The sequence below is a fragment of the Streptomyces sp. ISL-98 genome (genome assembly GCF_018614055.1).
GTDB lineage: Bacteria > Actinomycetota > Actinomycetes > Streptomycetales > Streptomycetaceae > Streptomyces > Streptomyces spiramyceticus.
Window position 1 is genome coordinate 60535 of record NZ_JAGGPB010000020.1, and the last position, 22938, is coordinate 83472.

Here is a 22938-nt window from a genome sequence, read left to right on the forward strand (position 1 = left end):
CAGAGTCGGTGCGGGGCCGGGGGACTAGGCGGGTCGTACGCTGCCGTAGATCGGCATGTAGTAGATCGACTCCTCGCGGACGTACGCTCCGGGCTTCGGGGCGTGGATCATCTTGCCGTTGCCGATGTAGATCCCTACGTGGCTGATGTCGTCGTAGAAGAAGACCAGGTCGCCCGGCTTGAGGTTCTCGGTGGCGACGCGCGTGCCGACCTCGACCTGGTCCCAGGTGGTGCGGGGGAGGTCCACCCCGGCGGCCTTCCAGGCGTCCTGGGTCAGGCCGGAGCAGTCGTACGAGCTGGGGCCCGTGGCGCCCCAGACGTAGGGCTTGCCGATCTGGGCGCGGGCGAAGGCGATGACCTTCTCGGCCTTGGCGGCGTACGCGTCACCGGCGTCGGTTCCTGTGCCTGTTCCGGTCCCGGTGTCTGTGCCCGTACCTGTGCCCGTACCCGGATCGTCCTGCTGTGCCTCTTCCTGCTGGCGGCGGCGCTCCTCCTCGGCCTTCGCCTCGGCTTCCGCCTTGGCCTTGGCCTCCGCCTTGCGCCGCGCCTCCGCTTCCCGCTTCTTCTCCAGCTCCGCGAGCCGCGCCTTCTCCTCCGCCGTCAGCTGTGACAGCAGCTCGCGCGCCTCGCCGAGCTTGCGCTGTACGTCCTGCTTGGCTGTCTTGAGGGAGGCCTGCGACTCCGTGAGGCTCTCCAGGCTCTTCGACGCCTCGGCGCGCTCCTTCGACGCCTCCGCCTGCTTCTTCTCGAAGTCGGTGACATCTGCCTGCTGACGGTCCGTCATCCGGTCCATCATCTGGTTCTGGTCGAAGTACGCCTGCGGGCTGTCCGCGAGGAGCAGCGCGGCGGTCGGGGTGATCGCACCCGTCCGGTACTGCGCGGCCGCGTAGTTGCCGAGCTTGCGCCGGGCCTCGTTCAGCTTCTCGGTGCGCTTGGCCACGGCGTCGAGCAGGCCGTCGACCGACTTCCGCTGCTGCTCGGTGGCTTCCTTCGACTTGTTGTACTTCTGCGTCGCGGTGCCGGCCTGGCGGTAGAGGTCGTCGACCTTCTTCTGCACCTCTTCGACCGTCGGCTTGGGCTCGGCCGGGGAGATCGGCGCGACAGGAGCGGCCGGCGCAGCACCGGCGCTCTGGGCGAGCAGGCCGACGGAGGCGAGGGCGGCCGTCGATATGCCGAGGGCGGGCGCGGCGGTGCGTGTGCGATTGCGCGGTTTGCGATGCGACGCCAAGGTCGGCATCTCCTTCCGTGGACCGCCTACCGGGTTAGCTGTCGGGTTCGGGCGGAACGGAAGGCTGCCCTACGGTCCGTGGGAAGTACGTACCGATTCACCCCAGGTGGTGCGTGTGGGTCCCCGGTTCCGAACTGCCCTGTGGCAGCACGGATTCGGCGTGGGCCGCCCGCTCCGACGCCGTTCGCCGGTGGGGGTACGAGCCGCCCGTCGCTGCACGTTAGCCAACTCCCGTTACTACTGGGAAGTCTGATGTTCGAAATGCCCGATACATTTTCGTGACCTTTGTGGTCGGGGTGATCGGCGCGGGCGCTGCGGGCCGCCCCCCACCCACCCCGCCCGCCTTCGCGTGGCGGGGTGGTCAACGTCACACACGCCGGATACGGGTCCCCTCCCGCCCGAAGTGAGGGGAGCGGGGGAATCCGGGGCGGGCTGTCGGTGGTCGCGCCTAAGCTTGGTAGACGATGAGCAGCCTCTTTGACGACAGCTTCCTGGCCGACCTCCAGCCCACGGAGGAATCGGCCCCGCCGCCCCCCGAGGACACCTCCCCGGAGGAGGTCCCGCACGACCTCTTCGGCGGTGCTTTCGACGCGCCTCCGGCGGCCAGGGACACGTACTACAGGGACGGCGCCCCGCGCCCCGCCGTGGACGCCGCCGCGCTGCTCGACGGCCTGAACGAAGAGCAGCGCGCCGCTGTCGTGCACGCCGGGTCGCCGCTGCTCATCGTGGCCGGCGCGGGCTCGGGCAAGACCCGGGTCCTGACCCACCGGATCGCATACCTGCTGGCCAAGCGGGGTGTGCACCCCGGCCAGATCCTGGCGATCACCTTCACCAACAAGGCCGCAGGCGAGATGAAGGAGCGCGTCGAGGACCTCGTGGGCCCGCGCGCGGGCCATATGTGGGTCTCCACGTTCCACAGCGCGTGTGTGCGCATCCTGCGCCGCGAGTCGAAGAAGCTCGGCTTCACGTCCTCGTTCTCGATCTACGATGCCGCCGACTCGAAGCGCCTGATGGCGCTCGTCTGCCGCGATCTCGACCTCGACCCGAAGCGCTTCCCGCCGAAGGCCTTCAGCGCCAAGGTCTCGAACCTGAAGAACGAGCTGATAGACGAAGAGACCTTCGCGGGCCAGGCCGCCGACGGCTTCGAGAAGACGCTGGCGCAGGCGTACGCGATGTACCAGGCGCGGCTGCGCGAGGCCAATGCCCTGGACTTCGACGACATCATCATGACCACGGTGCATCTGCTCCAGGCGTTCCCGGACGTCGCCGAGCACTACCGGATGCGCTTCCGCCACGTCATGGTCGACGAGTATCAGGACACCAACCACGCTCAGTACACGCTCGTGCGCGAGCTGGTAGGGCCTTCCGGCGAGGACCGTGCGCCGGCCGAGCTGTGCGTCGTCGGTGACGCGGACCAGTCGATCTACGCCTTCCGTGGTGCGACCATCCGCAACATCCTCCAGTTCGAGGAGGACTACCCGGACGCGAAGACGATCCTGCTGGAGCAGAACTACCGCTCGACGCAGACCATCCTCACCGCGGCCAACGCGGTCATCGAGCGCAACGAGAACCGCCGCCCCAAGAACCTGTGGACGGAAGCCGGTGCCGGCTCCCTGATCACCGGTTACGTCGCGGACACCGAGCACGACGAGGCCCAGTTCGTCGCCGAGGAGATCGACCGGCTGACGGACGCGGGCGACGCGAAGGCCGGCGACGTCGCCGTCTTCTACCGTACGAACGCCCAGTCCCGTGTCTTCGAAGAGATCTTCATCCGGGTCGGGCTGCCGTACAAGGTCGTCGGCGGCGTCCGCTTCTACGAGCGCAAGGAGGTCCGGGACGTCCTGGCGTATCTGCGCGTCCTGGCGAACCCGGAGGACACCGTTCCGCTGCGCCGCATCCTGAACGTACCGAAGCGGGGCATCGGCGACCGAGCCGAGGCGATGATCGACGCGCTGTCGCTGCGCGAGAAGATCAGCTTCCCGCAGGCGCTGCGGCGCGTGGACGAGGCGTACGGCATGGCGGCGCGCTCGGCCAACGCGGTGAAGCGCTTCAACACGCTGATGGAAGAGCTCCGTACGGTCGTCGAGTCGGGAGCCGGGCCCGCCACGGTGCTGGAGGCCGTCCTCGAACGGACCGGTTACCTCGCCGAGTTGCAGGCCTCGACCGACCCGCAGGACGAGACGCGTATCGAGAACCTTCAGGAGCTGGCCGCTGTTGCCCTGGAGTTCGAGCAGGAGCGCGAGGGTGAGGAGCCCGGGACGCTGGCCGAATTCCTGGAGAAGGTCGCGCTCGTCGCCGACTCCGACCAGATCCCCGACGAGGACGAGGACGGGTCCGGTGTCATCACGCTGATGACGCTGCACACAGCCAAGGGCCTCGAGTTCCCCGTGGTGTTCCTGACGGGCATGGAGGACGGCGTCTTCCCGCACATGCGCGCGCTCGGCCAGACCAAGGAGCTGGAGGAGGAGCGGCGGCTCGCGTACGTCGGCATCACGCGCGCCCGCGAACGGCTCTACCTCACGCGGTCGACGATGCGCAGTGCATGGGGGCAGCCTTCGTACAACCCGCCGTCGCGCTTCCTGGAGGAGATCCCGGAGACGCATCTGACGTGGAAGCGGAAGGGTGCGCAGGTCGGAGCGGGTTCGGGCGCCGGCTCGGGTTCGATGTCCGGCGTCGCTTCGTCGCTGTCGGCTTCGCTGTCCTCGCGGTCGCGGTCCGGCGGTGGCGCTTCGGGGTTCGCGACGCGTCGGGCTTCGGACAAGCCGGTGATTGCGCTGTCGGTCGGTGACCGGGTCACGCACGACCAGTTCGGGCTCGGCACCGTGATGACGGTGACGGGGACCGGGGCGGACGCGCAGGCGACGATCGACTTCGGCGACGAGCGGCCGAAGAAGCTGCTGCTGCGGTACGCGCCGGTCGAGAAGCTGTAGCGGCGGCGGGTTGCCGACCGTCGACCCCCGTAGCGGGGGAGGGGTGGTTCGGTTTTACGTCGGGCTGAGGCCGTGGCTGCGGAGCCACGGAAGCGGGTCGACGGCCGAGCCGCCGCCGGGGCGCACCTCGAAGTGGAGGTGCGGGCCGGTGGAGTTGCCCGAGTTGCCGGAGTACGCGATGACGTCGCCCGCCTGGACCGAGCCGGAGCGGACCTTGGTGCTGCTGAGGTGGCAGTACCAGGTCTCCGTGCCGTCGGCGGCGGTCACTATGGCCATGTTTCCGTAAGCGGTGTTGTACTGCGTGCGGACCGTGCCGTCGGTCGCGGCCTGGACCGGTGTGCCGTACGAGACGGGGAAGTCGATGCCGGAGTGCACGGACATCCAGTTGACCCCGGCCTGGCCGTAGTACGCGCTGAGGCCCTGCTGCTCGACCGGCAGTGCGAACTTGGGGCGGGCGGCCTCCTTGCGGGCGGCCTCCTCGGCCTTGCGCTTCTTCTCTGCGGCCTGGCGGGCCCTGAGGTCGATGCGCTCCTGCGTACGGCTGGCGCGGTCGGCGAAGTCGTCGGCGTCCGCGCTGAGGTTGGCGAGCTGGGTGTCCAGCTTGTTGTTCACGGCCACGGGTTTGACCGAACCCGGGTCGGTGGCAGAGGCCGTGGTGGCGGTGCCCTTCTTCTCCTCGGGGGCGCCGGACCCGACGCCGCTGACCGAGGCCGCGGCGATACCGGCGACGCCCATCACGCAGGCGGAGGGCACGGCGACGGTGAAGAGGGCGGAGCGCTTGGCGGGGGTGCGGCGGCGGCTGCGGCTCGCGGAGCGACGGGCGGAGCGGGGGCCGACGGATACTGATGCGACGGGTGTGGCGGAGGCGAGTTCGCTTTCGTAGCCCGCCGGTTCGTCTTCCGGTTCGTCCCCCGGCTGGGCCTCGGGTGCGTCGTACGGCTCGGGTTCAGGCTCGTACGCATGACCGTACGGCTGCTCGTAGGCGTCGGGCGTGTCGTGGGTGCCCTGGGTGTCGTGCGCCGCGTCGTGCGTTGCCTTGTACGCCGCAGGTGCCTCGACCAGGTCGACCGCCGGGAACTCTGCGGTCTCGTAGGAGACTTGCTGCTGGGGCGGGATGGTGGCGTACGCACCGGTGTGGCTGGTGGTGGGTGCGGTGTGGTCCGTGTGGCCGGTGTTCCAGGCGGTGGTGTCGTACGCGCCGGTTTCGTACGCGCCTGTGTCGTATCCGGGCGTCGTGTTCCAGTGGCCGGTGGTGTCCGCGGCCTGCGTGAACTGCGTCGCTTCGTACTGACCGGTCTCGTACTGGCCGTTTTCGTAGGGGCCGGTCTCGTATGAGCCGGTCCCGAACTGACCTGTCTGATTCCAGGCGTTGGAGTCCCACTGGCCGGTCGACTGTGCCGGAATGTCCGCGGTTGTCTGATAGCCGACGGTGGCCCAGGTTCCGGTGGTGTCGTACTGCTGCGTGGCGTAGGCGTCGTAACTCGGCGCCTGGGCGCCCGTTGTGTCCCACTGGGTGGAGTCGTACTGACCGCTGTGCCCTGCCCCGTAGTGGCTTTCCGCGTCGGGGAGGGCGCCGAAGAGGGGGTCTGTCTGGAAGCTGCCGGTGGAGTAGCCGTCGTACCCGGCGTGGGCGTGCTGGTCGTCCACCAACTTCTCTCTCGCCTCGGCAAATCAGGACCTGTGGGGGCTGGGGTCCCGGGAGGGGCCCCAGAGGCAAAGCAGTGGCGCGACTGTACCCGGCGGTAAGGGACGGCGACAATCTTCGCCAGGAATTGAGGGCACCGGAATCGGGCATTCGGCCGTCTTTTGGCGGACGGCGGGCACAGCTTTGATCCTACGTTCGACCAGTGTTCGACTGTGGTTCAGGCGACCGAGACCGAGCCCGACGCTCCCGCCGCCGCGTCCTGAGTCTGGAGCGCCTGCCGGATGCCGACGGCGACCGCCGGGTGTACGGGCAGGGCGAGATGGCCGATTCCTGTCACTCGGACGTTCTGCACGATGAGGTCCTGGTGCGTGACGCAGGCCGTCTCCACGGGGAGCATCAACTGGTCGAGATCGCTCCAGAAACTCACGAACCGGGTGCGGCAGCCGGGCGCCGGCCTGCGGAGCTCTTCGATCACATCGGAGCCGGGGCGCATCTGCCGCACGATGGGGTGGGCGTTCATGGGTGGGGCCACTGTGGTGCCCGAGTGCGGGGTGCCGAGGGTGACAAGGGTGCGTACCCGGATGTCGCCGCCGAGCCGCTGCACGTAATAGCGGGCGATCAGGCCGCCGAGGCTGTGGCCGACGATGTCGACCTCGGTGTGGCCCGTACGCTCGCGGATCTCGTCGACATGGCGGGCGAGCAGCTCGGCGGCGGTGCGGATGTCGCAGGTCAGCGGTGAGTAGTTGAGCGACTCCAGATGGCGCCAGCCGTGCCGGGCCAGAGAGCGGCGCAGCAGGACGAAGACGGACCTGTTGTCCACGAAGCCGTGGAGCAGGACGACGGGCAGGTGGTCCGGTCCGGCCGTGGGCAGCCGGGAGGCTTCGGGCGGGACCGGAGCGACCGGCTCGGGGGGTGGGGCGGGGGAGTCCCGGCGCTCCTGGGCGATGCCCGAGGGGTAGAGAAACAGGTGCCCGGCGAGGATCGCCAGCTCCAGGGCGGTGGCTCTCAGGAGCGCGGCCGACAGCCGTATCCGGCGCAGACGGGGCGGAAAGAAAAACAAGAAGGGTAAGACCCTCATGGCCGACCTCCCGAACGGCACGCGGGGCGGCGGCTCTGTCCCCCCGTGGGCCCTCATGGGGTGCCGGGCCGAGACACTCAGCGGCCGTACCACCGCGCCGGGCGGCTGACGGCGCGGTGGTACGGCGACCTCGTTGCGGCTCCCCTTGCGATCGCCCCCGACTGCTGCTGTTGCTGCCCTTTGTGGCAGGAGCGACGCATAGCGAACATGTCCCACGTGTGATTTCCCCCTCCCTATCCACCGTGAAACGGCCGGTTGCGGGATGCTGGAGATAACGTTCGTTCACTTCCCCGTCCTTTCAGGTGCGGGGGCGCGTGCCAATGACGGCGCAGTCGGTACATGGAGGCAGTGATGGGTGTGACCGGGCCGATCCGCGTGGTGGTCGCCAAGCCGGGACTCGACGGGCACGATCGCGGGGCGAAGGTCATCGCGCGTGCGCTGCGCGACGCCGGTATGGAGGTCATCTACACCGGACTTCACCAGACGCCCGAGCAGATTGTGGACACCGCCATCCAGGAGGACGCCGACGCGATCGGCCTGTCCATCCTCTCCGGCGCGCACAACACGCTCTTTGTGAAGGTCATCGAGCTGCTCAAGCAGCGCGACGCGGAGGACATCAAGGTCTTCGGCGGCGGCATCATCCCCGAGGCGGACATCGCGCCGCTGAAGGCGCAGGGCGTCGCGGAGATCTTCACCCCGGGCGCGACGACGCACTCGATCGTCGAGTGGGTCAACACCCACGTCCGCCAGGCGGCGCAGGCGTAGGCGTAGGCGTCGCAAATACGGGAGGGGCTGGACACCGGAGGGGCTGGGCACTGGGAGGGGCTGGCTATGCCAGCCCGTGGTGTCCTCCCTGGGCGCAGTCCTTGGGGGAGTACGAGGACCGGGGCCCGTGCGGAGCCCCCACGCGGCGGCAGCCGCAAAATGTCACAGCGGGAAGGGGCGGGGCGGGGTGGCTCCGCCCGCCACGGGCTGCGGCACCCCCTGCAGCTCCGCGAGCATCGCCGCTCTGAAGCGCAACGTGCCGACCAGCCGCTGGAACGCTTCCGACCAGTACCCGCCGGCCCCGGGCGACGCGCCCTCCTGCTCGTCCGGCGTCGTCGTGAGTATTTCTAGGCGGCCCGCTTCGCCGGGGTCCAGGCAGCGCTCCGCCAGGCCCATGACCCCGCTGAAGCTCCACGGGTAACTCCCGGCGTCCCGCGCGATGTCGAGCGCGTCGACCACCGAACGGCCGAGCGGCTCGGCCCAGGGCACGGTGCAGACCCCGAGCAGCTGGAAGGCCTCGGAAAGGCCGTGCGCCGCGATGAACGCCGCCACCCACTCCGCGCGCTCCCCCTCGGGCAGCGTCGCCAGCAGCTTCGAGCGCTCCGCGAGCGATGACGTGCCGGGGCCGGTGTCCGGGGGTGTGGAGGGTGCGCCGAGCAGCGCCCGGGACCAGTCGGCGTCCCGCTGGCGCACCGCCGCCCGGCACCAGGCGGCGTGCAGCTCCTCCCGCCAGCCGTCGGCCACCGGCAGAGCGACGATCTCCTGCGGCGTACGGCCGCCGAGCCGGTGCGTCCACGCGGACAGCGGAGCCGACTCAACCAACTGGCCCAGCCACCATGATCGTTCGCCCCGCCCGGCCGGGGGCTTCGGCACGACGCCGTCGCGCTGCATGTCCGCATCGCATTCGTGCGGGGCTTCCACGGCGATGCGCTCGCCGCCCCTCATGCGGTCGGAGCGATCCAGGCTGACGCACGTAGTGGCACGGGCAGCCATCCGGGCCGCCAGGGCCGAGCCGGGCAGCGCGGAGAGCAGCTCGGCAGCGGTCGAGCGCACATTGCGGCTGCGGTCGGACAGGGCCTGTTCCAGGAACGACTCGTCCGCGTCGCAGAGGCCGGTGCGCAGCGAGTCGAGGAACATCAGGCGGTCCTCGGCCCGCTCGGTGGGCCACGTCGTGGCGAGCAGCGCGAGCGCGGCGCCCGGTTCGTGCGCCCGTACGGTGGCGAGGAGGCCGACGCGCTCCGCGAACAGGCCCTCCTCCCACAGGCGTCGTACGGCGGCGGCGTCCCGGGGGTCGGGCAGTGAGGCCCCCGACGCACCGCGCAGGGCGAACCGCCAGTCGGGATTGAGCCCGGCCAGCCACAGTCCGCGCGGCCCGGCGAAGGTCAGCGCGTGCGGCCGCAGGTCCGTACGGGCGCGGGCGGCGTCCAACAGTGCGGGCAGCAGGGCCGGTGGTGCCTGATAGCGGCGCCGGTTGGCAGCGGTGAGCCACTGGGGGAGCAACTCGGTGAGGTCGGGCGTCGTGCCACGACGCCCTCCGGCACCGGCTTGCGACGCCGACCGTCCGGCCAGCAGCTGGGCGAGGCGGCGCCGGGCGGCCGGGGGCAGCGCGGGACGCGGATCGCGGGGCGCGGGCTCGGGGCGCGCGGCGGCGGGCGCGGGGAGCAGACCGGCCCTGCGCCGTACGGTCTGGTGCGCCGCGGCGTCCAGCAGCGCGACCGGTGCTTCCTTGCCGGCGTCGGAGGCGGGCGCCGTCCGGCGATCGGTGCCGAGCAGGGCCACGGTGACGAGCTCCTCCCAGGCGATGGTTTCCCAGGTGGCGGTGGCGGTGGCGGTGGCGGTGGCGGGGGCGGAGGCGCCTGGGGCGGTGGTGCGTGCCGCGGTGGTGCGTGCGGTTGTGGCGCGCGTGGCGGCGCTGACGCCTGCCGCGGTGGTCTGATCGGCGGCGGTGGCGCCTGCGGTGGCAGTGCGCGTGGCGGTACGCGCGGTTGTGGCGCGGGTGGCGGCGGTGGCGTCTGTAGTGGTGGTGCGTGCGGTGATGGTGGCGTCTGCGGTGGTGGTGGCTTGATGCCACCGCCGCGCCCCAGCGGCTCTTGCGGCGGTCGTGCCTGCGGCGGCCATGCCTGCGGTGGTGCAGGCGGTTGTGATGCGAGCGGCCGCGGTGGTGCGTGCGGTGGTGGTGGCGCCTGCGGTGGTCGTGCCTGCTGTGGCGGTGCCTGCGTTGGTGGCGCCTGCCGTGGTGGCGCGGGCGGCGCCGGTGGCGCCTGCCTTGCTCGTGGCGGCTGCGGGGGTGCTGCCTGTCGTGCTTGTGGTGGTGGTCATCGGGGCCCTCCGTACGGTCAGGTGTCGATGAGCGGGACTGTTTCCGCCGAGCCTTCGGGCCAGGCCGTCAGTGGGGTGAAGCCGCGGTGGCCGCACTCGCCGAAGACCGTGACCGGGCCGCCGCCGGACAGGGCGGTGAGCTTCCACAGCCCGGGCCGGGACAGCGCCTTGGGGTCCACGGGCAGCGCTGCTCCTCCCTCAGAGCCCTCGGCCAGTTGCCAGCCGTCGCCGGAAGGGGCCGGTATGACGCCGCTCAGGGTCACCGGCCACGCCTCCAGCCATGGGTCGTCCTTCAACGCCCTCCCGTAGGCGCTGAGGGCTTCGGCCGTGCCCCGGCCCGGCGGTGGCGCGTCGATCGCGACCGGGGCCCCGAACCGCTCACCGACGTCGGCGCGGAGCTGCCCCGCCCCGGGGTAGTAGGTGAGCTCCGCGTCGAGCATCAGGCCCACGGGCAGGGCGATTTCGGGTGCGCGGCCTGCGACGCCGAAGGACAGCACCAGCGCCGTACGCCCCGATTCCTTGCCGTACAGCCATATGCGGCGCGTGACGAGCTTGCCGTCCGGGGTGTCGTACTGGGCCAGCACCAGCCAGCGGTCCCGCACCGGCGGGCCCGCTGCGGGTGCGGTGAGGCCGACGCGCGTCCGCACGGTCGCGGCCAGCGGCTCCGGCAGCCGGTCGCGGCCCAGCCAGGCCACGTCCAGCAGATGCAACAGCGCGCACTCCTCCAGCAGCCGCACGGGCCAGCCCGGCCCCGACGCCGGTATCGCACCCAATTCCCGTACCCGAGCGGCCAGTCCTGGCGCCTGCGCGTCGACCATGCGGGCGGCCGTCTCCTCCCACATCGCGTACCCCGTCTGCTCGGCGGCGGCGAGACCGCCGCGCAGCAGGTCCGTCAGCCGCTGCTCCAGCTCCGTGGCCCCCAGGGTGATCCGCTCGGCCCGGCGCTCTGCCCTGCGCCTGGCCGCCTCCGGGTCGGCCGCCCGGCCGGATGTCCCCTCGTCTTCCCCGGACTTCGTGTCCGGCGAACCCGCCTTGCGTCCGGCCCTCTCGCCGCGCGCCGCGAGCCACTCACCGGCCCAGTCGGGCATGTCCGAGTCCCGCACGGCCGGATCGTCCGCAGCCCACAGCAGCAGCAGTCCCAGCGCGTGCTTGCACGGGAACTTCCGGCTCGGGCAACTGCACTTGTACGCCGGGCTGCCGGCCGCCGTATCGACCACCGTCCGATAGGGCTTGTTGCCGCTGCCCTTGCAGAGCCCCCAGACGGCTCCTGAACCATTGCTCCCCGCCTCCGACCACGGACCGGCCGTGCCGAGCCTGCTTCCCGTCTTGCGTGACGCATCGTCAGGAGCCAAAGCCAGCACCTGTTCCGCAGTCCAGCGCACCCCCTGCTGATTCATGGGAAAGACGCTACGGGCCACCACTGACAATCGGCTCCCACCTGCGGTTTCGCCGCGTGCAGGCGGGCCGGAGCCGACGTATCATGACTGCACTTCGCCCCCTTGGCGGGCGCGAGGTCCTGAAGCAGAAAACCGGGGGGTCCCTCATGAACCGCATCGTCCGCTCAGCCGTCTGCGCCACCGCCGTCACCGGCCTCGCTCTCGGCCTGGGCGCCTGCGCCACGACCGTCGACGAGGTCGACAAGGCCGTCAACGAGACGTACGAAGTCACGTACGAGGTCACGGGCAAGAGCGTCGAATCCATCGAGTACGCGGGCGGCGAGGGCACGGCCATGAACCCGAAGATGGAGTCGGCCAAGAAGCCCACGCTGCCCTGGAAGAAGACGGTCACGCTGCGCGGCATCATGCCGCCCGCCGTCTCGCCGATCAGCATCGACGGCTCGGCCGACCTGACCTGCAAGGTCATCTACAAGGGCGAGACGATCAAGGAAGCGAAGGGCGAGAAGGCCATGGTCGCTGGCTGCGTCGCGGCCTCGCCGATCGCGAAGTAACCTCCGCGCTCTGCCATTTGGGCCCTGACCTGCGGCGACGGTCGATTGTCAGTGGCGTGGTGCACGGTGGATCCCACATCCGGGAAATCTGGAGGGGGATCCATGACCGTGCCCGAAATCAAGCCTGTCGACGGTGTCGCCAGTACCGGCCGCGCCGCCGGTGCGGACAGCGCCGAGGCCCTGCGGCCGCACGCCGAGGACGCGTTCGCCGACGAGCTCAAGGCGCTGGCCGCGGCCGACGACCGGCCGCGGCCCGCCAGATGGCAGCTGTCGCCATGGGCCGTTGCCACGTACCTGCTCGGCGGGACCCTGCCCGACGGCACGGTGATCACGCCCAAGTACGTGGGCCCGCGCCGGATCGTCGAAGTCGCCGTCACCACGCTCGCCACCGACCGCGCCCTGCTGCTGCTCGGCGTCCCCGGCACCGCGAAGACCTGGGTCTCCGAGCACCTCGCAGCCGCCGTCAGCGGCGACTCCACGCTGCTCGTGCAGGGCACCGCCGGTACGCCCGAGGAAGCCATTCGCTACGGCTGGAACTACGCCCGGCTGCTCGCGCACGGACCGAGCCGCGAAGCCCTCGTGCCCAGCCCCGTCATGCGGGCCATGGCCGACGGCATGACAGCGCGGGTCGAGGAACTCACCCGCATCCCGGCCGACGTGCAGGACACCCTGATCACGATCTTGTCGGAAAAGACGCTGCCCATTCCCGAGTTGGGGCAGGAGCAGCAGGCTGTGCGCGGTTTCAATCTCATCGCCACCGCCAATGACCGCGACCGGGGGGTCAACGACCTCTCCAGCGCGCTGCGCCGGCGCTTCAATACGGTCGTCCTGCCGCTGCCCGCGACGGCGGACGCGGAGGTCGACATCGTGTCGCGCCGCGTCGACCAGATCGGGCGCTCCCTCGATCTGCCGGCCGCGCCCGACGGCTTCGACGAGATCCGGCGTGTGGTCACCGTCTTCCGCGAGCTGCGGGACGGCGTCACGGCCGACGGGCGTACGAAGGTCAAGTCCCCTTCGGGCACGCTGTCCACGGCGGAGGCGATCTCCGTCGTCACCGGCGGCCTCGCCCTCGCCGCGCACTTCGGGGAAGGCGTTCTGCGCTCCGGCGACGTCGCGGCCGGGATCCTCGGTGCGGTCGTGCGCGACCCGGCGGCGGACCGCGTCATCTGGCAGGAGTACCTGGAGACGGTCGTCCGCGAGCGTGACGGCTGGAAGGACTTCTACCGCGCCTGCCGGGAGGTATCGGGATGACGGGTGGCCCTCTGCTGCTGGGCGTGCGCCACCACGGGCCCGGGTCGGCCCGCGCGGTGCGGGGCGCGCTCGATGCGGCGCAGCCCCGGGCCGTACTGATCGAGGGACCGCCCGAGGGCGACGCGCTGCTGGCGCTGGCGGCGGACGATGCGATGCGCCCGCCCGTGGCCCTGCTGGCGCATGTCACGGACGACCCGGGACGGGCCGCGTTCTGGCCGCTGGCCGAGTTCTCCCCGGAGTGGGTCGCGATCCGCTGGGCGCTGGGGCACGACGTGCCCGTGCGTTTCATGGATCTTCCGGCGGCGCACTCGCTGGCGCTCGCGGAGGAGACGGGGGACTCGGGCGAAGCCGATGCGGGCCCGGGGGAGGATCCGGCGGTCGATCCCCTTGCGGTGCTCGCGGAAGCCGCTGGATACGACGATCCGGAGCGGTGGTGGGAGGACGTCGTCGAGCACCGTGGGGGGGGCGGCGGAGGCGGCGGCGATCCGTTCGCTCCGTTCGGCGCGCTCGCCGAGGCCATGGGCGCGCTGCGTGAGATGCACGGCGACGGCGGGCACCCCCGCGACCGTGTGCGCGAGGCGTACATGCGCCTCCAACTCCGCGCCGCACGCAAGGAGTACGGCGCCGACATCGCCGTAGTCTGCGGTGCCTGGCACGTGCCCGCGCTCGGTGACAAGGTCGCCACCGCCACCGCGGACCGGGCGCTGCTCAAGGGCTTGCCCAAGGTCAAGGCGGAGATGACCTGGGTGCCCTGGACCCACCGCAGGCTCGCCCGGCGCAGCGGATACGGCGCGGGCATCGACTCGCCCGGCTGGTACGGGCACCTCTTCGGCGCTCCTGACCGGCCCGTCGAGCGCTGGATGACCAAGGTCGCCGGGCTGCTGCGGGACGAGGACCGGATGGTCTCCTCCGCCCATGTCATCGAAGCCGTCCGGCTCGCCGAGACCCTCGCCGCCATGCGCGGCCGCCCCCTCGCAGGCCTGACCGAGACGACCGACGCCGTGCGCGCGGTGATGTGCGAGGGCTCCGACGTCCCGCTCGCGCTCGTACGCGACCGGCTCGTCGTCGGCGACGTACTCGGAGAGGTCCCGGACGCGGCGCCCGCCGTGCCGTTGCAGCGCGACCTGACCCGGTCGCAGCGCAGCCTGCGCCTCAAAGCGGAGGCTCAGGACCGCGAGTTGGAACTCGACCTGCGCAAGGACAACGACGCGGCCCGCAGCCGACTGCTGCACCGGCTGCGGCTCCTGTCCATCGGCTGGGGCGAGCCCGCAGCATCGCGCGGGAGTACGGGTACGTTCCGGGAGAGCTGGCGGCTGCGCTGGGAGCCGGAGCTGTCGGTGCGGGTCGCGGAGGCCGGGGTATGGGGCACCACCGTGCTCTCCGCCGCCACCGCCAAGGCCGAGACACAGGCTGCCTCGGCCACCGCACTCGCCGACGTCACCGCGCTCGCCGAGCGGTGCCTCCTGGCCGAACTGCCCGACGCCCTCCCGGTGGTGATGCGGGCCCTGGCCGACCGCGCCGCGCTGGACGCGGACGTCGGCCACCTCGCCCAGGCGCTGCCCGCCCTCGCCCGCTCTCTCCGGTACGGGGACGTGCGCGGTACGGACACGGCCGCGCTCGGTGAGGTGGCGGCGGGGCTGGCCGAGAGGATCTGCGTAGGGCTGCCGCCCGCCTGCACGGGACTCGACGCGGACGGCGCGGCAGAGATGCGCCGCCACGTCGACGCCGTTCACACGGCGATCGGTCTCCTGGCCGAGCCGCCGGCGGGCGACCATGCCGACCTGCGCGGGCGTTGGGCCGGCGTGCTGCGCAAGCTGGCCGTGCGGGAAACCGTGGGCGGGGTGATACGCGGGCGGGCTGTGCGGTTGCTGCTGGACGACGGGCGGCTCGGGGAGGACGAAGCAGCGCGCTTCATGGGGCTCGCCCTTTCCCCGGGCACGCTGCCGGCCGACGCCGCGGCCTGGGTCGAGGGCTTCGTCGGCGGAGCGGCGGGCGGCGGAATGCTCCTGGTGCACGACGAGCGGCTGCTGGGTCTGGTCGACGCATGGCTCACCGGCGTGTCCGACGACGCCTTCATCGACGTACTGCCGCTGCTGCGCCGCACGTTCTCGGCGTACGAGCCGGGAGTACGGCGCACCTTGGGCGAACTGGTCAGACGCGGCCCGTCGGCCGCACGCCCGGCGAGAACGGAGGCCGGCGCACCCGGTTTCGGCCCCGGGCTCGACGAGGACCGCGCGGAAGCTGTGGTGCCGGTGCTGCGGCTGCTGTTGGGCGGCACGGATGGCGGGGGCGAGGTTCCGGGCGACGGGGCGAGTGACGTGGTGGATGACCTGGTGGACGACCTGGCGGGGGAGGCCCGATGAGCGTGAAGGGCAGGGACGTGGGGGCGGCACTGGCGGATGCGTCGGTGCGGGGTGCCTGGGTGTCGGATGGCGAGGTGAGCGGCACAGGGGGTGGCGTAGTGCGCGGTGACGGCGGTGGCCCTTTTGGGGGCGGTTCAGGAGGCAGTGGGGCTGGTGGGCCCGGCGGCGGTGGCGGGGGGTCGGAGCGGCTTCGGCGCTGGCGGCTTGTGTTGGGCGGCGGGGAGGGGGATGGGACCGGGTGCTCGCTCACCGGGCGGGACAGTTCCATGGACGGGGCGCTCGGTTCGCTCTACGGCGGCGGGCGCGACGCGGGGCGCAGTCGTTCCGCCGGGCTCGGTGCTTCCGCGCCGTCCGTCGCGCGGTGGCTCGGCGACATCCGTACGTACTTCCCCAGCTCTGTCGTCCAGGTCATGCAGCGGGACGCCATAGAGCGGCTCGGACTCTCGGCGCTGCTGCTGGAGCCGGAAATGCTGGAAGCCGTCGAGGCCGACGTCCACCTCGTCGGGACGCTGCTCTCGCTCAACAAGGCGATGCCCGAGACGACCAAGGAGACCGCGCGCGCGGTCGTTCGCAGGGTCGTTGAGGATGTGGAGAAGCGGCTTGCCACCCGCACCCGGGCCACCCTGACGGGCGCCCTCGACCGCAGTGCCCGCGTCAGCCGCCCACGGCACCGGGACATCGACTGGGATCGTACGATCCGGGCCAACCTCAAGAATTACCTTCCGGAGTACCGGACCGTCGTCCCCGAGCGGCTCGTCGGATACGGCCGGGCCTCGCAGTCCGTGAAGAAGGACGTCGTCCTGTGCATCGACCAGTCGGGGTCGATGGCCGCATCCGTCGTCTACGCGTCCGTCTTCGGCGCGGTCCTTGCCTCCATGCGCTCGATCGCCACCCGCCTCGTCGTCTTCGATACAGCCGTCGTCGATCTCACCGACCAGCTGGACGATCCGGTCGACGTCCTCTTCGGCACGCAGCTCGGCGGCGGTACGGACATCAACCGGGCCCTCGCGTACTGCCAGTCGCAGATCACGCGGCCTGCCGACACCGTCGTCGTGCTGATCAGCGACCTCTACGAGGGCGGGATACGGGACGAGATGCTGAAGAGGGTAGCGGCGATGAAGGCGTCGGGCGTGCAGTTCGTCGCGCTGCTCGCGCTCTCCGACGAGGGCGCCCCGGCGTACGACCGTGAGCACGCGGCGGCCCTCGCGGCGCTGGGCGCCCCCGCTTTCGCCTGTACGCCCGATCTCTTTCCGGAGGTGATGGCGGCGGCAATTGAGAAACGGCCACTGCCCATACCGGACATGGTGACTCATCAGTAACACAAGACTTGCGTAACCCCGGGAGTCTCGTGCAAGCATCACCCCCGTCGTTCCCTCCGTCGTTCCCTCCGTCGTTTCTGAAGGATTCCGGTCACTTTGACTGCCGTAGTCGCTCCACCCGCCGCTGTCCTGCGCGTAATGCGCCGGGCGGCCGGGCGGCGTGCGCTGCAGGTGGTGCTGGTGCTCGGGGGACTGCTGGCGCTCGGGTTCCTGTGGGGCGGGCAGGCGTACGCCGTCGAATCGCCGACGCCGGCTCGTGACGCGGAACCGGCCGTTGCCGGCGCTGTCGTGGCTCCGGTCGAGGAGCAGTCGACCCGGCCTGTGCGCGAGGGCGCCGAGGCCGTGCGTGAGGCCGCGGAGTCGGTGACTGTCGTGGCTGAGCCAGTGATTGGGGTCGCGCAGCGCGCCACCCGGGCCGTCGGCGAGGTGGCCGAACAGGTCGACAGGCGGCTGCCCATGAGCGAACCGCCCGCGGCGGAGCTGCCGGTGCTGCCGAAGGCGCCCGGGATACCTGGGGCGTCGGAGCTTCCCGCGGCGTCACCGGTTCCGGATCCGTCCTCGGACGGTGCGGAGCAGGCTGCGCACCTGGGCACCGGCGAGCGGGCGCAGCGGGGCGCGAGTGGGGACGTAACCCTGCCCGTAACGCACAAGGCCGGTGTGGCCGACAGGTCGTACCTGTCTCTGTACCTGGCGGGCGGTTGGGGCGAGTCGGTCCCCGACGGGCATCGGGATGGCTACCGGAGCCCGGAGGTTCCTCGGTACGGCCAGGCGCCTGTGCAGGCGCCCGGCGGGCCGTGCCGTGACGGCGTACGACCGGCGGCCGGTGACGTGAGCGCGCCGCGTTCCGGTGATCCGGCGGCAGCGTTCGCCGACGACACCCGCTTCGGACTTGTGCGCGGGGCCGCGCTTCCGGCGACCGCCGCACCGACCTGCGAACGACCTGACGAAATTCTCGAATTCCCCGGCTAGGGCAGACCGTCCCCCGCTCAATGACCTGCCGCGCGGGGGCGGGACAGGTCTGCCCGCCATCCGGAAATCTCCGGCCAGCCGAATGAATTCGAAGGATCTGACGCAAGCATGAACAAGAACATCCGCCGTTCCATAGCCGTCGCCGCCACCGCCGGTGGTATGTGGGCCCTCGGTACCGCTGCCGCGAGCGCGTCCGAGCTGCCCGTCTCGGTGCCGCTCTCCACGCCCGACACGGCAGTCGACACGGCAGCCGACGCTGTCGAGGAGCTCAAGGGCGTCGACGTCGATGTCGACACCGACGTCGTCCAGGACGCCAAGGCCGCCACGCAGGACGTTCACCAGGACGTGCGCGAGGTGCGTCACGACCTGCCCGCCGCCCCCTCCGTGGCTGACGTGCCCGACGCGGCCGACGCCCAGGGCGAGGTGGACTACCTCTTCGGGCCGCTCTCCGCGTTCGCGCCGGACCTTGAGCAGGCCCCCGACCGCGCCCAGGGTGCGGTCACCGCCGCCTCCCCGTTCGTGGACGCCGCCGCTCAGGACGTCCTGCCGCCCATCGCCGCCCGGGCCGTGAACAGCGCGCTGCCCGTCGCCGGCCAGGCGGTCGGCGACGCCGGCGGTCTCGCCCAGGGCGCTGTCGCCGATGTGACGCCCTTCGCGGGCGGCGTCGCGAGCGATGTCCAGCCGTTCGCCGGTGGCGTCGTCTCCGAGGTCGGCCCGTTCGCGGGCGGCGTCCAGGGTGCGGCCCGGCCGTTCGTCGACACCGTCGTCAACCAGGTCCAGCCCGTCGTGCAGGGAGTCGGCGGCAGCGCCGACAACCTTGCGCACGGTGTCGCCGACGACGTGACGCCGTTCGCCGGAGGCGTCGTGTCCGACGTCCAGCCGTTCGCGCAGGACCTGTACGGCACGGTCGACTCGACCCCGCTGGCCGGCAACGCGATCTCTGGCGCCCAGGGCACGGCGACCACGGTCACCCCGGGCTACGCGTCGTACGTCACCCAGGGCATCTGAGGCGAGGCATCCGTCGCATGACATCCGTCGCGTGACATCTGGCATGTGACATCTGGCATGTGACATCTGGCATGTGACATCCGGCGCGCGGCGTCTGCCGCGGGACGTCCGACAGGCGGGTCCGATGTTCCCCGGGCGGTCTCCATTGGGGTGGAGGCCGCCCGGCTCCGTGTCCACTGCTGTGTTCTCCTCCGAGCCCTGCCGACCTGTTCACATGTGTGATCTGTGACAGGTATCACCGCTCAGGTGTGATCTGCGATTTAGGGTCCTACGGCACACGGGGATAACCTGCGAGACGGACATGCCGCGTACCGGACACCGTGTACGCCTCCCTTGTGACAGTGCCGTCACGTTGCCCTTCGCGGCACGCCCATCGCATTCAAAGCAACGAACCGCGATCACCAGAAAAGGGACGGACGCGCGTGGACCTGTTCGAGTACCAGGCGAGGGACCTCTTCGCCAAGCACGGTGTACCGGTGCTGGCCGGTGAAGTCATCGAAACGCCTGAGGCGGCGCGCGAGGCCACCGAGCGGCTGGGCGGCAAGTCGGTCGTCAAGGCGCAGGTGAAGGTCGGCGGCCGCGGCAAGGCCGGCGGCGTCAAGCTGGCCGCCACCCCGGACGAGGCCGTCGCCCGTGCGACGGACATTCTCGGCATGGACATCAAGGGCCACACGGTCCACAAGGTGATGATCGCCGAGACCGCGCCCGAGATCGCCGAGGAGTACTACGTTTCGTACCTCCTCGACCGCACCAACCGCACCTTCCTCGCCATGGCGTCCGTTCAGGGCGGCATGGACATCGAGGAGGTCGCCGAGAAGACCCCCGAGGCCCTCGCGAAGGTCCCGGTCAACGCCAATGACGGCGTGACGATCGAGAAGGCCCGCGAGATCGTCGCCCAGGCGAAGTTCCCGGCCGAGGTCGCCGAGCAGGTCGCCGAGGTTCTGGTGACGCTGTGGGACACCTTCGTCGCCGAGGACGCGCTACTCGTCGAGGTCAACCCGCTCGCGAAGGTCGCCGACGGCCGCATCATCGCCCTCGACGGCAAGGTGTCTCTCGACGAGAACGCCGACTTCCGCCAGCCCGACCACGAGGCGCTCGAGGACAAGGCCGCAGCCAACCCGCTCGAGGCTGCCGCGAAGGCCAAGAACCTCAACTACGTCAAGCTCGACGGCGAGGTCGGCATCATCGGTAACGGTGCCGGTCTGGTCATGTCGACCCTGGACGTCGTCGCGTACGCCGGTGAGAACCACGGCAACGTGAAGCCCGCCAACTTCCTCGACATCGGTGGCGGCGCCTCCGCCGAGGTCATGGCGAACGGCCTGGAGATCATCCTCGGCGACCCGGACGTCAAGTCCGTGTTCGTCAACGTCTTCGGTGGCATCACTGCGTGCGACGAGGTCGCCAACGGCATCGTTCAGGCCCTGGCGCTGCTCAAGTCCAAGGGCGAGGACGTCACCAAGCCGCTGGTCGTGCGCCTCGACGGCAACAACGCGGACCTGGGTCGCAAGATCCTCTCCGACGCCAACCACCCGCTCGTGCAGCGCGTGGACACCATGGACGGCGCGGCCGACAAGGCCGCCGAACTCGCCGCGGCTGCGAAGTAAGGGACGAGGGACACCACAACCATGGCTATCTTCCTCACCAAGGACAGCAAGGTCATCGTCCAGGGGATGACCGGTGCCACGGGCATGAAGCACACCAAGCTCATGCTGGCTGACGGCACCAACATCGTCGGCGGCGTGAACCCGCGCAAGGCCGGCACGACCGTCGACTTCGACGGCACCGAGGTTCCGGTCTTCGGCTCCGTCAAGGAAGCGATGGAGAAGACCGGCGCCGATGTGTCGGTTCTCTTCGTGCCGCCGGCGTTCGCCAAGGCCGCGGTCGTCGAGGCGATCGACGCCGAGATCGGTCTCGCCGTTGTCATCACCGAGGGCATCGCGGTGCACGACTCCGCCGCCTTCTGGTCGTACGCCTCCAGCAAGGGCAACAAGACGCGGATCATCGGCCCGAACTGCCCCGGTCTCATCACCCCGGGCCAGTCCAACGCCGGCATCATCCCGGGCGACATCACCAAGCCCGGCCGCATCGGTCTCGTGTCCAAGTCCGGCACGCTGACCTACCAGATGATGTACGAGCTCCGTGACCTCGGCTTCTCGTCCGCCGTCGGCATCGGTGGCGACCCGGTCATCGGTACGACGCACATCGACGCCCTCGCCGCGTTCGAGGCCGACCCCGACACCGACCTGATCGTCATGATCGGTGAGATCGGTGGCGACGCGGAGGAGCGTGCGGCCGACTACATCGCGAAGAATGTGACCAAGCCGGTCGTCGGCTACGTCGCGGGCTTCACCGCGCCGGAGGGCAAGACCATGGGTCACGCCGGTGCGATCGTTTCCGGTTCTTCTGGCACCGCACAGGCCAAGAAGGAGGCCCTCGAGGCCGCGGGCGTCAAGGTCGGCAAGACGCCGACCGAGACGGCCAAGCTGGCGCGTGCGATTCTTGCCGGCTGACATCCGGTGCGCTGCTTTGGCGGCTGACGCTGGTTGATTCCGCTTTTGCGGTGGCTATCCAGCTTCGCGCTGACCGTGCGGGCCCGTACCTCCCTTGTGGGGTACGGGCCCGCACGCGTTCACTGGGCTTCCGGTGCCAGGCGGTGCGGGCCGCTCATGGGTTCCGCGCGGAGTTTGTCGCGCAGTTCCATGTCCTCCGGTGACAGGATCTGCGGGCCTCCCCTGACCGGGACGCCGCTGATCGGTCTGCCCGGGGAGGGCGGAGGCTCGTACCGCGTGGGGGCGTTGACCACCGTGAACGCCGTCGCTCCGACGATCAGTGCGGTGAACGCGAGGGCCGCTCTCGTCCAGAAGCTCGTCTTGCGCTCGCTGCCTGTCCGTACGGCGCGGGCGGGGACCAGCCCGATCTGTGGGACGGCTTGGTCCAGGGCGTGCAGGCGTTGCTGGAGCAGCGCGGACAGTTCGGCGGGTGTCTCCGCCTCGGCGAGTTCCGGCAGCCGTTCGATGAGCGCCGCGCGTGCGTTGAGGAGGCGGCTCGCGGCCGCGGGGGTGCTGGCCTCGGTCTCGGCCGCCGTATCGGGGAGGTCCAGGCCCAGTCCGTCGTACAGGAGCAGCGCGCGGCGGTGCGTGGGGCGCAGGCGCAGCAGGGCGTCGAGCAGCGCCCGGGTGGCGGGGTCGGTGGGGGGCCGGTCGGGGCGCTTGTGCGCGCGGCGCAGCCGGTGCCAGGGGGCCATCGCGTACTCGTACGCCGCTGCGCGCACCCAGCCTGCGGGGTCCCGGTCCGTCGCCACCTCGGGCCAGCGCTGCCAGGCGAGGTGGAAGGCGTACTCGACGGCCTCCTGAGCCAGGCGGCGGCGTCCGGTGAGGAGGTAGGCCTGGCGCAGGAGGGCGGGGGCGGCGCGGATGTACAGGGCGTCGAAGGCTTCGGCGGGGGTGCGGGCGGGGGGTGCGGGGGGTGTGGGCTCGGGTGCACTGGCGTCGGAGGTCGGTGCGGTGTCTGGTGGTGTGGTGTCGGGGGGCGGCGCGGACTCTGGTGGTGTGGCGTCCGGGGTCGGTGCGGTGTCCGGGGGCGTCGCGTCGGGGAGTGGTGCGGTGTCCTGGGGCGTGGTGTCGGTAGGTGGTGCGGTGTCCTCGGGCGGGGCGGTTTGCGGCGTGTCCGGGGGCGGTTCGTTTTCCGTGGGTGTGGTGGGCGCGGGAGCCGTGGATTCGGGGGCGGTGCCGTGCTGGGGTGTCTCCTCGGGTGCCGAACGGGCGGGGGGGTGTGTTTGTACGCCGTCCAGGCTGTGTTCGACACCCTGCGGGGAGCGCTCCTGCGCGTCCCCTCCTGGCGGCTCCGTGTCGGCAACGGCGGGGGGCTGTTTCTCCTTCTCCACGCTGATGGTGGACAGCAGTTTCGCGTACGCCGCGCGTTTGCGGCCCTTCGGATTCGTGCGGCCCGACTCCCACGAACGGAGCGTCTCGCACCTCACCCCCAGCTCGGCCGCGAGCTGCTCCAGGGACATTGCTTTCGCTTGGCGCAGCCTGCGCCGCTCCTTGGGGGAGGGAAGGGTGGCGGCCGAGGGGGTGTGGGCGCTCTGTGTCATGAGGGGCTCCCCGCAGCGCTGTA

At 71.0% G+C, this 22938-nt stretch carries 16 protein-coding genes and 1 riboswitch; of the genes, 10 read left to right on the forward strand and 6 right to left on the reverse strand.

Features of this window, described 5'->3' with window-relative positions:
• Positions 1–24 precede the first annotated feature (24 nt).
• Positions 25–1236, reverse strand: coding sequence for an NlpC/P60 family protein (locus tag J7I98_RS14890; protein ID WP_214921161.1), 1212 nt, complete (start codon positions 1234–1236; stop codon positions 25–27).
• Positions 1235–1398, reverse strand: a riboswitch (cyclic di-AMP (ydaO/yuaA leader). (Overlaps the previous gene by 2 nt.)
• A gap of 293 nt (positions 1399–1691) precedes the next feature.
• On the opposite strand from J7I98_RS14890, the gene pcrA reads away from it, so the two are divergent.
• Positions 1692–4157 carry a DNA helicase PcrA gene (gene pcrA / locus J7I98_RS14895; RefSeq protein ID WP_214921162.1) on the forward strand — a complete coding sequence of 822 codons (2466 nt, stop codon included), beginning with the start codon at positions 1692–1694 and terminating at the stop codon, positions 4155–4157.
• 54 nt (positions 4158–4211) lie between these two features.
• Here pcrA and J7I98_RS14900 read toward each other — a convergent pair whose 3' ends face one another.
• The gene (locus tag J7I98_RS14900) at positions 4212–5804 is read right to left on the reverse strand and encodes a M23 family metallopeptidase (protein WP_214921163.1); all 1593 of its coding nucleotides are present in this window, start codon (positions 5802–5804) and stop codon (positions 4212–4214) included.
• Positions 5805–6019: 215 nt separating this feature from the next.
• Positions 6020–6880 (reverse strand): triacylglycerol lipase, encoded by an 861-nt coding sequence (locus J7I98_RS14905; RefSeq protein ID WP_214921164.1) that lies wholly within the window; start codon positions 6878–6880, stop codon positions 6020–6022.
• Between the two features lie 351 nt (positions 6881–7231).
• On the opposite strand from J7I98_RS14905, the gene J7I98_RS14910 reads away from it, so the two are divergent.
• Positions 7232–7645, forward strand: coding sequence for a cobalamin B12-binding domain-containing protein (locus tag J7I98_RS14910; protein ID WP_214921165.1), 414 nt, complete (start codon positions 7232–7234; stop codon positions 7643–7645).
• A gap of 162 nt (positions 7646–7807) precedes the next feature.
• Here the strand turns inward: J7I98_RS14910 and J7I98_RS14915 are convergent, their stop codons facing one another.
• The gene (locus J7I98_RS14915) at positions 7808–9448 is read right to left on the reverse strand and encodes a DUF5691 domain-containing protein (protein WP_214921308.1); all 1641 of its coding nucleotides are present in this window, start codon (positions 9446–9448) and stop codon (positions 7808–7810) included.
• Between the two features lie 533 nt (positions 9449–9981).
• Positions 9982–11361, reverse strand: coding sequence for an SWIM zinc finger family protein (locus J7I98_RS14920; RefSeq protein WP_214921166.1), 1380 nt, complete (start codon positions 11359–11361; stop codon positions 9982–9984).
• A gap of 146 nt (positions 11362–11507) precedes the next feature.
• Between J7I98_RS14920 and J7I98_RS14925 the strand changes: the two genes are divergently transcribed.
• The 8 genes from J7I98_RS14925 to sucD all read left to right on the forward strand — a co-directional run bounded on the left by J7I98_RS14925 (position 11508) and on the right by sucD (position 21332).
• Entirely contained in the window at positions 11508–11912 is a 405-nt protein-coding gene (locus J7I98_RS14925; protein WP_214921167.1) for a hypothetical protein, read from the forward strand.
• 102 nt (positions 11913–12014) lie between these two features.
• Entirely contained in the window at positions 12015–13163 is a 1149-nt protein-coding gene (locus tag J7I98_RS14930) for an AAA family ATPase (RefSeq protein WP_251020648.1), read from the forward strand.
• Entirely contained in the window at positions 13160–15526 is a 2367-nt protein-coding gene (locus J7I98_RS14935) for a DUF5682 family protein (RefSeq protein WP_214921168.1), read from the forward strand. The genes J7I98_RS14930 and J7I98_RS14935 overlap by 4 nt, the downstream gene beginning before the upstream one ends.
• A gap of 206 nt (positions 15527–15732) precedes the next feature.
• Positions 15733–16845: a VWA domain-containing protein gene (locus J7I98_RS14940; protein WP_214921310.1), complete on the forward strand. Its 1113-nt coding sequence runs from the start codon at positions 15733–15735 to the stop codon at positions 16843–16845.
• 96 nt (positions 16846–16941) lie between these two features.
• A complete protein-coding gene (locus J7I98_RS14945) occupies positions 16942–17814 on the forward strand; it encodes a hypothetical protein (RefSeq protein ID WP_214921169.1) in 873 nt (290 codons plus the stop codon).
• Positions 17815–17922: 108 nt separating this feature from the next.
• Entirely contained in the window at positions 17923–18822 is a 900-nt protein-coding gene (locus J7I98_RS14950) for a hypothetical protein (protein ID WP_214921170.1), read from the forward strand.
• Between the two features lie 422 nt (positions 18823–19244).
• Complete coding sequence (gene sucC / locus J7I98_RS14955) at positions 19245–20426, forward strand: ADP-forming succinate--CoA ligase subunit beta (RefSeq protein ID WP_214921171.1); 1182 nt, start codon at positions 19245–19247, stop codon at positions 20424–20426.
• Positions 20427–20447: 21 nt separating this feature from the next.
• Positions 20448–21332 (forward strand): succinate--CoA ligase subunit alpha, encoded by an 885-nt coding sequence (gene sucD / locus J7I98_RS14960; protein ID WP_214921172.1) that lies wholly within the window; start codon positions 20448–20450, stop codon positions 21330–21332.
• 119 nt (positions 21333–21451) lie between these two features.
• On the opposite strand, the gene J7I98_RS14965 is transcribed toward sucD, so the two are convergent.
• Positions 21452–22915: a helix-turn-helix domain-containing protein gene (locus tag J7I98_RS14965; RefSeq protein ID WP_214921173.1), complete on the reverse strand. Its 1464-nt coding sequence runs from the start codon at positions 22913–22915 to the stop codon at positions 21452–21454.
• Between the last annotated feature and the right edge of the window lie 23 nt (positions 22916–22938).